The sequence below is a fragment of the Mesomycoplasma hyorhinis ATCC 17981 genome (assembly GCF_000383515.1).
In the GTDB taxonomy this organism is placed as follows: Bacteria; Bacillota_I; Bacilli_A; order Mycoplasmatales; family Metamycoplasmataceae; genus Mesomycoplasma; species Mesomycoplasma hyorhinis.
Window position 1 is genome coordinate 1 of record NZ_KB911502.1, and the last position, 13,855, is coordinate 13,855.

11 protein-coding genes and 3 pseudogenes are annotated in these 13,855 nt (G+C 23.6%); 13 read left to right on the forward strand and 1 reads right to left on the reverse strand.

Going from position 1 to position 13,855, the window contains the following annotated elements; all coding sequences use genetic code 4:
• Positions 1–10: 10 nt before the first annotated feature.
• From F801_RS04110 to F801_RS04465, 5 genes and pseudogenes are all read left to right on the forward strand, one after another.
• Positions 11–303: pseudogene (locus F801_RS04110) on the forward strand (IS3 family transposase); the annotation flags it as partial.
• A gap of 47 nt (positions 304–350) precedes the next feature.
• Positions 351–1,960, forward strand: a pseudogene (locus F801_RS04115) (ATP-binding cassette domain-containing protein).
• Between the two features lie 248 nt (positions 1,961–2,208).
• On the forward strand, positions 2,209–2,772 hold the full coding sequence (locus F801_RS04455; protein ID WP_230493936.1) for an ABC transporter transmembrane domain-containing protein: 564 nt from the start codon (positions 2,209–2,211) through the stop codon (positions 2,770–2,772).
• Positions 2,773–2,799: 27 nt separating this feature from the next.
• Positions 2,800–3,459 carry an ATP-binding cassette domain-containing protein gene (locus F801_RS04460; RefSeq protein WP_020104668.1) on the forward strand — a complete coding sequence of 220 codons (660 nt, stop codon included), beginning with the start codon at positions 2,800–2,802 and terminating at the stop codon, positions 3,457–3,459.
• Positions 3,429–3,587, forward strand: coding sequence for an ABC transporter ATP-binding protein (locus tag F801_RS04465; RefSeq protein ID WP_015083987.1), 159 nt, complete (start codon positions 3,429–3,431; stop codon positions 3,585–3,587). Before F801_RS04460 ends, F801_RS04465 begins: the two co-directional genes overlap by 31 nt.
• A gap of 51 nt (positions 3,588–3,638) precedes the next feature.
• On the opposite strand, the gene F801_RS0103670 is transcribed toward F801_RS04465, so the two are convergent.
• Complete coding sequence (locus F801_RS0103670) at positions 3,639–5,822, reverse strand: MIP family Ig-specific serine endopeptidase (protein WP_014335336.1); 2,184 nt, start codon at positions 5,820–5,822, stop codon at positions 3,639–3,641.
• A 203-nt stretch (positions 5,823–6,025) separates the two neighbouring features.
• Between F801_RS0103670 and F801_RS0103675 the strand changes: the two genes are divergently transcribed.
• The 8 genes and pseudogenes from F801_RS0103675 to F801_RS04280 form a co-directional block, all read left to right on the forward strand.
• Entirely contained in the window at positions 6,026–9,148 is a 3,123-nt protein-coding gene (locus F801_RS0103675; protein ID WP_020104670.1) for a hypothetical protein, read from the forward strand.
• A 41-nt stretch (positions 9,149–9,189) separates the two neighbouring features.
• Positions 9,190–9,654, forward strand: coding sequence for an AlbA family DNA-binding domain-containing protein (locus tag F801_RS04470; RefSeq protein WP_036446778.1), 465 nt, complete (start codon positions 9,190–9,192; stop codon positions 9,652–9,654).
• A 101-nt stretch (positions 9,655–9,755) separates the two neighbouring features.
• Entirely contained in the window at positions 9,756–10,538 is a 783-nt protein-coding gene (locus F801_RS04475) for an ATP-binding protein (RefSeq protein WP_230493937.1), read from the forward strand.
• A 554-nt stretch (positions 10,539–11,092) separates the two neighbouring features.
• Positions 11,093–11,479 (forward strand): hypothetical protein, encoded by a 387-nt coding sequence (locus tag F801_RS0103690; RefSeq protein WP_013301882.1) that lies wholly within the window; start codon positions 11,093–11,095, stop codon positions 11,477–11,479.
• 392 nt (positions 11,480–11,871) lie between these two features.
• Positions 11,872–12,003, forward strand: a complete 132-nt coding sequence (locus tag F801_RS04490) for a hypothetical protein (RefSeq protein ID WP_014335338.1) — start codon at positions 11,872–11,874, stop codon at positions 12,001–12,003.
• Between the two features lie 165 nt (positions 12,004–12,168).
• Positions 12,169–12,654, forward strand: coding sequence for a hypothetical protein (locus F801_RS0103705; protein WP_014335339.1), 486 nt, complete (start codon positions 12,169–12,171; stop codon positions 12,652–12,654).
• A 51-nt stretch (positions 12,655–12,705) separates the two neighbouring features.
• Complete coding sequence (locus F801_RS0103710; RefSeq protein WP_013301884.1) at positions 12,706–13,119, forward strand: hypothetical protein; 414 nt, start codon at positions 12,706–12,708, stop codon at positions 13,117–13,119.
• A 406-nt stretch (positions 13,120–13,525) separates the two neighbouring features.
• A pseudogene (locus tag F801_RS04280) lies at positions 13,526–13,855 on the forward strand (helix-turn-helix domain-containing protein); the annotation flags it as partial.

A 13,855-nucleotide genomic window follows, 5' to 3' on the forward strand; every position in this document is an offset into this window, starting at 1 on the left:
CAGTGATTAAGGTTGACAATATCAACATAAACAATTTTCAGAAAAATTAAAACAAAAAGGAATAACTCAGTCCATGTCTCGAAAAGGAAATTGTTTAGATAATAGCATTATTGAATCGTTTTTTGGGACATTAAAAAAAGAGAATGTTTTTATGGCCGCGAAAAAGAATTTTTAACTTTTAAACAACTTCACAAAGCAATTGCAAATTATATTTATTATTACAATTACAAACGAATTAAAGATAAAATAAAATGAATGTCTCCCATTAAATTTAGGGAAACATTCATTTCAAATTATAATTAATTTAATTATTTAAAATTTTATTAAGAAAAGAGTATCACTTCAAAATTATGAAACTTTTTAGCATTATTAATTATTTTATTAATTTAAATAAAACATCCAACTTCCTAATTTTGTTTCTTAAGTTTTTATTTTATTCTTTTTTAAATCTTCATTTGTTTACTTATTCTTATTTAATAAAATTTATAAAAAATAAAGTAGAAATTCAAAATCCAGAATTTATAACTTGAATTTGCATGCCTGTTGTTTCTTTTGTTTTATTTTTTTTCATTGAATTAATATTAATTTTTAAAACAAATAATGTTTTATATAACACCAAGAGAAAAAATATTAATTTTTTAACTAATAAAATAGCTAAACAATCATATGATTATATTTTAGAAAGCAAAACTTCATATATTTCTAAGTATAATGTAAATTTATCGATTGTTTTTTCTATGAATGAACTAATTTATTCTTTTCTTTTTTCTTCATTTTTTAATATTCCGCTCACTATTTTGTTTTTATTTTTGACAGAAATTAAAATTTGAATAATTATTTTACATTGCTTTATAGCTTTAATAATTTCTATTATTATACTAGTAAAATTTTCTCCAGTCTTAAACAAATTACAAGAAAAATTAGAAGAAATATTAAGTTTGAATGCAAAAAAACAAATTAAACTTTTTGGCTTATTCAAGCTATTTTACTTTTTCAATAAAAGAAAGATTTTTAAATCCTTTTTAAAAAACCAAGTTTTGGATAAGTACACAAAAGAATTTCAATTTTTTAAACAGTTTTATTACAGTCAATATTTTTTAGAAATTATTTTTTCAGTTTTTTTATTTAGTTCATTAATTACTTTATCAGTTTTAACATACAATAAAACATTTGCTTGAGAATCTTTTATTAGTCTATTTTCTTTAACAACCAGTTTTATTGCCTCAGTTTCTTCAGTCTTTTCCTTTGTTTTAATTTTTAAAAGTTTTATACCTTATTTAGAAATTTTTCTTCCTTCAAAAGAAGATAATTCTTCTATAAAAAGAGAATTAAATGAAGAAATAAAAAGCATTTCTATTAAAAATTTAAGTTTTAAGTACAATGAAAATGAAAGTATTTTTCAAAATTTAAATCTTGAATTTTTAACAACTAAAAAATACGGAATAGTATCGCCTTCAGGAAGAGGAAAGTCAACTCTTTTAAAACTTATTTCAGGACTAATTACTAACTATGAAGGTCAAATACTAATAAATAACCATTTGGAATACAAAAACATTTTAGATAAAAGTTTAAGACAAAATATAGCTTTACTTACAAATGAAAATATTATTTTTCAAGATACTTTAGAAAATAATATAAGTTTATGAGATAACAATTTAAATAAAGAAAAATTAGAATCTTTAGTTAAAAAATATGATATTTTAGAATTTTCAGATTTAAACAAAGAAATAAATGATTCTATCTTATCTGAAGGTGAAAACAGAATATTGCCCTTGCAAGATTAGAATATCAAGACTTAAATATTATGTGTTTGGATGAAGCTTTTGACAATATATATAAAAAGGATGTTTTAAAAATTTATAAAGATTTTTTATCTCAGATGAATAAAACTATTTTTATTGTTAGCCATCATATTCCAGAAGAAATTAAGCATTTATTTGATGAAATTATTGAATTATAGGAAAAGCAATGAAACAACCACCAAAGCATTTTTGATTTATTATTTGAAACTGAATTTACGTAATATTTACCGTCAGTTTTAATGTTTTTAATATAATTTCACCATACTTTATTTTTTATTCTATCATAAATAAAAATTGGTTTTTCCTTTTATTTTGAAGTATATCTTACTTTTTAGTTTGACTAATTTTAAGACTTTTTGAAACAATAAATACAGCTTATTTTAAAGGTTTTTTAATTCATCACAAAGTGAAGCTAATTAAGCGTTTTCAGTCTTTTTTACTTAGGGTAACTTTTAAAGAGTATAATCAAAAATCACCTGGTTATTACTGTTCACAAATAAACAATACTATTGAAACAATTGTTTCAACTTTTTATACTAAATTATTCAAGATTACTGAAATCATTTCTATTATTACAATCACTTTAGGTATAATATTTTATTTTTTTTGAATACTGGGTTTAGCAACAATTTTGATTTTGATAATTTTCTTTTTATACACAACTTTTTTATCTAAGAAAGTAAGTATTTTATTAGAAACCACACTAGAAAAACAATCACAATTTAATTCATTTTTAGCTGATTTTTTGAAAAACTTACCAACTTTATATGCTTTAAATAAATCCGATAAACTAGAAGGTGTTATAGACATAAAATATCAAAGTCTTTTAAAATATGAAAAAAAATATTGAAAATTATCCAATTTTATTTCTTTTGTAAACAAAAATACAAGTAAATTATTTGCATTTTTAGTTACCATATCATTAGTATTCTTTTCTCTTTGAAATTCTTATAATAACTTAAATGATTAAGTAGCTATATTTGCAAATATTTCTTTAATGGCATTAGTCCAATTAAGTTTTGATTCTTTTTTCACTAATATAGAAGAACTTTTTGATTTACTTCCTAATTTAATAGCAAGTAGAAAAAATATCAAAAATTTTAAACAAAATCCTCTTTTTAAAGTAGAAAATCCAAAAAATGAATTGCAAGATTTAGAAGAAGCTTTCTCTTCAATTAGTATTAAAAATTTAAACTATAAAATTGAAGATAGAATCTTATTTAATAATTTAAATTTAGAAATCCAAAAAGGTAAAAAGTATTTATTAAAAGGTGCTAATGGTTCAGGGAAATCAACATTTTCAAGGATTTTATTAGGAATTGAGAAGGAATTTAAAGGTCAAATCCTAATAAATAACAAATATGACATTAAAAAATTAAAACCCGATTCTATAAATGAATATATTAACTATGTGTATAATAATTCAGATTTAATTAATGCATCAGCTTTAGAAAATATTACCCTTTTAGAAACAAAAACTAAAGAAGAAATAATTCCGTTGTTAGACAAAATAAACTATCAAAATCTAGAACTAGAAAAAACGATAGAGATAGACACAGATAATTTTTCTACTGGTCAAATTCAAAAATTCATCTTGGTAGATCATTATACAAACCTAAAGAAATTTTGATCATTGATGAAGGATTATCTAGTTTAGATAAAGAAAATTTTGACAAAATAGTTTATGGTTTACTTTCAAATAAAGATTTAACACTTATTTTTATAACACATCATTTCAATAATAAATTTTTATCTAAATTTGATCAAATAATTTCTTTAGATTAATTTAAAACTATAAACAAAAAAGAAGCTACAATGCTTCTTTTTTGTTGTTTTTTATTTAAAACCATTTGGAAATAATGCTGTTGTAAAATTTCCATTTTCAAATCCATTTGGATAAATTTCTTGTAAATTTTGTCTATAAGAACGTGTTTGAGCAGGAAATTTTTGTTTATTAGAACCATCAATTAAATTATATGCTTTAATAACTTTATTATTATCTCCATCTCTAAAATCATTTGAAAGCAAAAATGGAGTATACGATGCAAATTTTAATAAATTTCATTTTTCTCCATTTACTTGCACGCCACTATAAATTCCAATCATTTGTCCAAATTCGTTGTAAACTAGTGACCCTGAGGCACCGAAATAAAGTGAAGAAAATTTTATATTATTAGTAAATCCATAATAATCACCTAAAACCCTATGAAAAACTTTAGTATATGGATTTAAATTTTGATTTAGCATTTTTTGTTGGTATCCATCACTTGAAATAGCAAAAGCTTCTTTATTTTTTGGTGATCTTCAATAAGAAGGCGGGTTATTATCATCGTTTCTCTCTGTAGGATTATTTCAAGCTAATGTCGATTTCCCGTTATCAATTCCAGGATACCCTAATACATAAGCATTTTTAGAATTAGTTAAATATTGGCTATTGTTGGACAAATATTTAGCAGAAACATAGTCCATACTTTGCATATAATTAGAAATAGATTTGTCTTGATTTGGGAGTTCATTTTCTTTATTTCGTTTTATATATTCATTTAATGCATTAATTGCTTTTAAAATTCAACTCTTTAGTGTTGAATCTGCATTAGCTAAATTAACATCTAATTCAAAAACAGCAAAATCTGTGTATAAAGGAATAAATTCTTTAGTTTTTAAAGCATTTTGGAGTATTTTGTATTCACTATATTCATTAGTTTCTTCATCATCTGTAGAATGATCCAAAGTACTTTTTACTCTTTGTTGTAGTTCATCTTGAAAAGGTTGGATATATTTGCGATCAATAAAGTCATAACCAGCAAAAATTAATTTAGGAGCAGAAAAAGCTTCAGTTTTGGTTGTAACTGATGCAGATAGATCTGAATAATTTGCATTTTTAAAATTAGGATCTGAAGCATAAAATTTAGTTATATTATTTTGATTAGTTGAAAAATCATAGTTATTATTGTGCATTAAAAAACTATTAGGTTCTGTTGAAGATTTACCTAAAGAAATAGAAGTTGCTTTATTATGACTTGGATCTTCATAATTAAAATTTTTTAAAAGATTTTCATCTAAAGTATTTGATAAATGTGAAGCAACATGAAGGTTTGTGGCAAAAAATAACTTGTAATTATTTTCATCTTTTTTATGATAATCTAAAAGTCAAGTTGTTCCATTTTCAGTTGCTAAAAATTTGTTTTCAGGTGAACCATAATTTTTAACGCCTTTATTTAAAGTTATTCCAAATTTAACAGAAAAGGTTCTATCATAAAGTTCTTTATATAAAGCTTGGGGATCAATGGCTCGATATTTTGAAGCAAAAGAAGGATATTCATTCGCAGATAAATCAGTTTGTTGAGTTGGAAAACGAAAATTATCAGGAAGAGTAAATTGTCTTTGATTATCAGAGCTTGGTGTTTTTTGATCTTGTTGTGGTTCGTTTTTATCTGGTTGAGATTGTTCTTGTGAGGATGAATCATTATTTTTTGGCTGTTCTTGTTGACTACTTTCTTGAGTAGGTGGTGTATTGTTATTTGCTGGTTCTTCTTCTTTTTTTGGCGCTGGTTTTGTAGCTTTTATTTGAAAGTGAAAATTATTGGATTCAGATTCGGTTAAAGCAACTTCTTTATCATTAATTTTAATAATTTCTACTTTATAATCAAGACTTGGATTTATATTATCAATTAAAAAAGTTGCATTATTTTTTTCAAATTCATTCTTTCTTTTGTAAATTCGCTTATTAATGTTGGAAATTTTTACTTCTAAGTTGAGTCGAGCTTTTGGATTTGAAAAAATTGACATAAAACTTGATTCTAAAGTAATATCTAAACTTGCTTTGTTTTCAGAAATCTTTTTGAAATCTAATTTTTGAATTACATCTGATTTTAATTTTTCATCTTCATTTAAAAACTGCTTCATTTTTGAAGAAACTTCTTCTAAAATTTGATTTTGAGTTTGTTCTTGAGTACAAGAAATTAAAAAGAAAAATGAAGGAATTACAGATAATAATAAAAGACTTTTTACTTTTTTCATACACTTACCCTCCATCACTATTTATAAATTTTATTCTTTTTTTTTTTTTTTTTTTGATTTTTGCCAAAAAAAATTTAAGAAAACACACTTTTGGGCAGATCCCCTTTTCTATTTTTCTAAGAAAAGAGGATCTGCTCAATTGTTGTAATTTTTATTTTTTAGTGTATATTATTACAACAAAAAATAAAATAGAGGAATTAATCATGAAAATACTAAGAAAAAAATTTTGAATTATTATACTAGCAGTTGTTATCTTCTTTGTAATAACTGTATCTATTGCTGTACCTTTAGCTTATACAAATTCTAATGTTAATAAATTAAGTCAAAACAAACAATATAAACTAGAATATAAACAAAGAGAACAAAATAGTACTTCCGATATAGCTGCGAAAATTAAATTAGATGCTAAATATGCAAATAAAGTTGTTTTTGCCAAATTTGAAGAACTAAATTCAGTTCCAAAAGTCGAAATTTCTTCTGTAAATGAAAATGCAGAAGCTATTATTTATTATCCTTCAGTTACAGAAAAATTTGCTAGACCTTATTTTTTGTTAACAGGTCTTTATGAAGATGATAAGGCCACTGAATTAATTTTAAAACTAGATCCTCAAATTAATTTAAGAAATATCACTTGAGATAATGCTATTGAACCACAAGAAATCAGACTAAACAAGGAATTATCTGCAAATAAAAAAGTACAACTTACTTTTGAAGATCAAAATAATCATAAGTTAATTTCATTTTCTGAGACAACAGATGGTAATGGTATTATTAGACTAAAACAAACATCTTTTAACACAATTGGAATTTTTAGGCTAAAATCTATTGAACAAGATAAAATCTCAATTAATCTAAGAGATTGAAATATTCGTTTTGTTTTTGCTAGTTCTTCAACAAACCAAGAACATACACAACAGTCTGCTATTGACAATACATTAACTACAGTAAATAATGTAAATTTTTATAATGTTGGTCCTACATCTGCAAATGTAGAATTTACACTAGCACAAAATAATCAAATTGCTTCAGAAAAAGAAGTGAAGTTATTTGTTTTAAATATAAAAAACAACACACAAAAAGAAGCAATTTCTACTATAAATAATAATAAATTAGTGTTTAATTTAAACGATTTAGATTCAAATTCTGAATATAAAATCAATTCTACTACCTACGTAGATACTGCAATAAAAAACCCGATATATTTACCTACTGAATTAATAAAAACTTTTATTACAAAAACCAAAGACATTAGCTTTGATTTTTCAAATTTTGCTTCAAAAATGAAGGAAAATGAATATAAAATTAATATTTTTTTAACTAGCGAAGATAATATTCTTGAAGATAATCAAGAAGTTTTAGTTTCATTAGAATCACAAGATAAAAAAATCGAATCTAAAGCTAAAATTACTAAAGATGCAAATAATAAATACAAAATAGAGTTTGTTGTTTCTAATTTGACTGCAAATTCTATTTATACATTAGATAAAATAAAATTTGTTTCAAAACCTACAAAAGCTTTAGAAAATGTAGGTAAAAACACTGACAATATTATTTATAACAAACAAGATTTTGCACAAAATATTAGCTTTATTAACGAAGAAGATGTAAAAATCACTCTACAAAGAGAAGTAGATTCACAAAAATTAACTGACAAACACTCTTCATACAAAATAAAATTAAAGTTTTCTAAATTATCAGATTTATATTTAAATAATAAGTTGTCATTAGAATATCATTCTAGTGATAATAAAATTGCGCAAACTTCTTTTGTAGAACTAAAAGATTCTAAAGTTTTAGAATATATATTAGATCTTAAAGATTTAGAAGTAAACAAAGAATATACACTCAAATTTTTAACTTTAGAAAAACTCGATAATTCAAAACAAAAAACAAATTTTTCAGTTAAGGATTTTAATATAAGTGATTCATTGAAAATCTCTCAAACATTTTCTAACTTTGAAGTAAAATCAAGGACTTTTGATTCTGTAGATGCAAAAATTGATATAAACGATGATCTAAAAAATTCTAAAGTAGATTTTAATCAAAATAAAAAAATAAAAGTTTATTACTTTGATGATTCCAACAAGAATAAAACATTAACTACAGAAGGCACAATTGATCAAAATGGCTTCAAAAAAGAAGTAAATTTAACTTTTTCAAATTTAGAATTAAATAAAAAATATCAAGTAGATAAAATTGATGTATACGATTTAGCAAATCAAGAAGCAGTCATTGCTAGTTTTAATCTTTTTACACCTTGAGTTTTTGAAAATAAACTAGAAATTAAACAAATTTCTAATATTGATACAAAAACAGGTAAATTAAATATTAGTTTAGATACAAATTTAGATTTAAACAAAAATAAGTTTAAACTAGTCTTGAAAAATCAAGAAAATCAACAAGAACAACAATTAAAAACTGAAAAAAATAACAGCTTTTTATTTAATAAAGAACAAAATAAATTAGATATTACCATTTCTACCATTTTTAATCAAAAAGGTAAATACTTAATTGAAAAATTATTACTTGCCAAAGATGAAAATTTTTCAAATCCTAAAGAAATTTTACTTTCAAATCAAAATAAAGTTTTAGATATTGAATCTTTAGAAGTAATTGAAAATAAAGTAAAAGAAGAATTAAATAAACTTTCAGATAAATTACTTCCTTCTTTTGTAAATCAAGAAACTATCACTAATTTGGTAGATGAAAAATACAGAAAACTTTTAGATTCTTTTTATTTCCAAATTGTTAATAATCAAAGTGGACAATTAAAAATAAAATATCATATTAACTATTTAGCAAATGCTAGATTTTATGAACACGATTGAAAAAACTTGAACAAAATTATTGATGATAAAGAATTAACTAAACATTGAGCTACTGATGCTACACAAATTGGTAGTTGATGATTACAATATTACAAACCTGGAAATGTCTTTTTAAATGGTTATTATTGATTTGCTTGACCAGGTTCAAAAGATATTAAATTTTTCGTAAAACCAAAAACAGAAAAAAGAAATTTTGTTGGACAAATCAAACTTAAATTTAAAAATGATCCTAGTTATTTCTGACCAGCTAAAGCAGGTTTAGATAAATACATAAAAGACCCATTTGTAGTTAATGTAACTAATAAAGATGGAAAACAAACTAAATTAAGTATAAAACAACAACCTATTTGATCCAAAGATAAGTCAATGGTTACATATACTTTCGATGTTAATGATTTTATAAAACAAATTGAAATTGTCTTTCCAAGTAAACATAATGTAGACTATGTAAGTATTCACGATATTTTCTTAACAACTACAGAAAAAGAAAATAAATAAATTATTATAAAATAAAAATACCAAATACTGTAGGAGTTAAAATGAAGAAAAATCAAGAAAATATTTGTAAAACAATGCAACAAATCGAAGATACAAATGTAGAATACAAACAAGAAATAAATGATAAAGTAGCAAGAACTATTTTAGCTTTTTTGAATACAAATGGTGGAATAATTTATTTAGGTGTTGATGATGAAACTCGTTGTATTATTCAACCAATAGATGATAAGACAAAACAAATGTGAATAGATAAATTGTCTATGTGAAAATCCCAACTTTCTAATGATGGCTACGATCTTATAAATTGAGATAGTAGCACAATCCCTATTAAAATCACAGTGAGAGAAGGTAAGCAAAAACCCTATTCTTTAAGTAATTCTAGTCCTGAATTTTTTGTTAGAATTGGTAGCACCACTCAACGTGCAAGTTTAGAACAAATAGGAAGGATGTTTTTGAACTCTGAGCCATATTATTTTGAAAAAAATCTATCGAAAGGACAGATTTAACTTTTAATTACTTTAAAAAAGCTTTAGAAAAGTTAAATATAAAGTTTAATCCTAAAAAACTATCTTTAATAAATGATGATAACAAATATAACAACATTGCATTGTATTTTAGTGATCAATGTCAAATTGTCACAAAATTAGCTTATTATCAAGGACTTACAAAAGAAATTTTTTTAGATAAAGCAGATTTATCAGGTTCAATATTAGAACAAATTGATACAATACTAAAAACTACAGAAATTTACAACAAAACCAAAGCTACTTTTCCAAATCAAACTTATAGATTAGAAGTTAGAGATTATCCAACTCAAGCATTAAGAGAAGCGATATTAAACGCATTTTGTCATAGAGATTATAGTCTTATAAATTCAGATATAACAATTAGCTTTTTTGATGATAGAGTAGAAGTTTATTCACCAGGTGGCTTAGTAGAGAATTTAACGCTAGAACAAATTAAAAACGGTGTAAATAATAGAAGAAATAAAGGTATTGCTCAAATTTTACGTTTATTGCAATTCGTAGAAGAACAAGGAAGAGGTGTTGAGTTAATCTTCGATAGTTATAAAAATTTTGATAAGCAACCTAGGTATGATGTTAATGCCAATATGGTCAAAGTAACTTTATATAACAGAAATTACGAATCAACTAATATTAATCGAAATGGTTTAAAACATAATGTTAGAGATAAAGTGATTGAAAGACAAAAAATTATTTTAGATTTAATAAAACAAAATCCAAATATTACAATTAGCGAAATATCTCAACAATTAAAAATTTCTAGAGCTACTTTAAATTTGGATTTACAACAATTACAAAAATCCGAGAAGCTTTTCCGTGAAGGAAGTAAAAAAACAGGTGAATGAAAAATTAAAACAAATAAATAGAATACGATTAGTTTGTACATTAAAGATCAAAAAAAATTTTTATATAAAAAATTATAATTATATATTATCAAAATTAGACTTTAAATTAGACTTTAAATTAGACTTTAAATTAGACTTTAAATTATTTTTTATAAAAATCCTTTATTTTTCTTTAAATTTAATTTTCCAAAAAAATATTTTTTATTAAAAAATTATGATTATATATTATAAATATAGCGCTTTAAATCAAAAAGGAAAATAAATTTGTTGAATATTTAATTTATTTAATTTTAGCTAATATATTTAAAAACACCTAATTATTAATGATTATAAATTGAATATTTTTAGTATTTAATATAAACTTTGTTATATAAAAATTTAATTTAAAAATCAAAAATTACATTAAAAAATTATGCCTTAAAACCACGGTTATTTTGTAGTGGTTTTTTTATTTAATCAGATTAATTAATAATAAAAAATACTTATTTTTTCTTCATTTTCCTTTGTTTCTGATGTTTTTTGTACGAAATACTTGGCATATATATAATTATTAGTAAAAGAAAAGAGGTTAATAGATGAACTTTAAAAGCATAAAAAAGAGTAAATTAGCGTTGGGTATTGCAGTATTTTTAGTACTTGCTTCCCCTTCTATAATTGCTATGGCTTTAATCCTTCCAAACCGTAAAACAGAAACAAAAGTAGAAACTAAAATTGAGTATAAAACTCCAATTTCTCTATATTCGCCTGTTATTTTAAAAACTTTGGGATCAATACAAGCAAAAGAAAACTCTAAAATAAAATTACCAACTGATCAACAACAATTAATTGAATTTAAAGATGACATTATTTCATTAGCTGAGTCTCTTAAAATAGATAAAGAACTCTCAAAAATAGATGATGACACCAAACTTTCAGAAGAACAAAAAACAACAGAAAAAACAAAATTATTACTAACTTTTTAGAAGAAAACATAAGTGCTCAACAAGCAACTGGTCCAAAAGCATTTGAACCAAATTCAACCCTTCCAGAAGAATTAGTAAATTACACAAAACAACTAAGTGCACATATAAATGCTGAATTAGCTCTAAGTTTAGCTAATACATACAATGAAAAATTATCTACAGATGCACAAGTTAAACAAACAATTAAAGATTATGTAATTTTTGCTCAAAAAAATGCAAACTTACTTAAAAAACTTAAAGAAAATGGTTCCGAATATGAATTAATTCTTGCTAAATTATTAGGAAAAGATCAAAATTCAAAAACAGAAACAACTGCAAAAACCATTGAAGAACAAAAAGAACAACGTGATAATTTTTATCAAGAATTTCCAAAAGCTAAAGAATATTTAGCTATGACAACAAAGGATTTCGAAGCTGACGAAAATTTTATAACTCAAGAACAGTATGATAAAAAAGCAGCAGAAATTCAATTAATTAACAAAGAAATTGAAGATAAAATTAAAACACTTGCTCAAAACAAGTAAAAAGATCCAATAGAAATTAACAAAATTAAAAACGAAATATTTAAAAAACACAACACAAATGCCGGTGAATTTGCACAAATAGAAAATAATCCAAACGATTTCAATCAAATTATCAGACAAATACTAGAAAATCAAAAAGTAAATATAAATATCAAACCATATCATATGTATGGATTGACTTTAATAAAAACAGAAATTTCTACAGCTGATAATTCACCATTTGGAATATCAACAAATCCAGAACTAAAAACTACATTTGAAAAATACATTTATTTATTACTAGGTTATATTGCACAAGATAAACCAACTGAATTAACCCGTGATCCTAAAATAGAAAGTATTTTAAAACAATTAGAAGTTCCTGGAGCTAAAATTAAAAAAATTACTTTACTAACTAACAAACTAACTTCTGAAAAACCTACAGTTAATTGAGGACGTTTTGTAAAAGTAGAGTTCGCAGAACCAGTAGAACACTACTTAGCTAAACCACATACTAAATATCAAGGTATAACTTTAGATAATATAGTTTACAAAAACATTTTATTTGAATCAAACCTTGATGATATAAGAAACAATAATGCAACACTAGATGCAGCAATTGTTAAAAAAGCCAAAGAAGACAAAGCTCAAGAAGTTGCAAAACAAAAATAACTTCGTGATGAATTCTATTTAGGATATCCTTCTGCTAAACAATATGAAAAAATGAGTGTAGATGATTTTGTCAAAGATACAAAATTTATAACTCAAGAAGAATACAACCAAAAACACAGTTTGGATGAAACAACAGAAAAAGAAATTGAAGAAAAAATCGCAAAATTATCTCCTGAAAAACAAGACGATTTAGAAGAACAAAGTAAAATCATTGCTGAAGTTTATAAAGCACACAATACAAATGCCGAAGAACTAAACCAATTACAAACCAATCCTGAAGAATTAAATAAAACTATTAGAGAACAAGTAGGCAATGAAAAAGCAACCTTAACTGTTAAATCCTATAATTTGTACCAACTTTTATTAACTAGAGTAGAAATTTCAACTACAGATAATTCAAAATTAACACTTCCTACAAAAGAATATTACAAAAATCGTTTGAAAATAACATTTATAAAACCTTAGGATATAATCCAGAAGATTCTTCATTTAAAAAAGTAGATAAAGTAGAAGAAATTTTCAATAAAATTAACACTGAAGATGTTACCTAAATAATTATTCTTACAAACTACGATGACACTAAAGAATAAATTGAAAATTTTGGAACATTTGTAACCTTAAAATTTGCAGATACTAATAAAGCTGATTATGTTGCAAAAAATGAATTCTTCGATTTAAATTTTGAAAATTCTAAAAAAGCCAATAAACAATTAGACGAAGATATAGCTGCAGTAGAACAAGAATCAAAAAAATAATCAATAATAATTAATACCTCGAACTTATACGTATATTTTTATACATTAATAATAAAAAAAGTAATTAGTTTTGAGCAGATCCCCCTTCTCTTAGAAAAATAGAAAAGGGATTTTTTATGAAATATTCATTAGAATTTAAATTAGAATGTGTAAAAAAAATACAAAAAAGGAATTAAAATTAAAAAGCCTGATTTTGCTAATACAAGTCAAAAAATTTTTTAAATCAAGTAAATTTTTGAGAAAAAATTTATAACAAATTAGGAGTTGAAGGACTTAAGAAAAAACCACGAAATAAAAAGTGAACTATAGATCAAAGATTAAACATAGTTAAAAGATTTTTAGCTGGTGAACCAATTGTTAAAATTTCACTTGAAAATAATCTTAATCCAAGTCAAATATCTTTTTGAGCGAAAAAATATTTAGAATCGGGAATTAGTGGTTTAGAA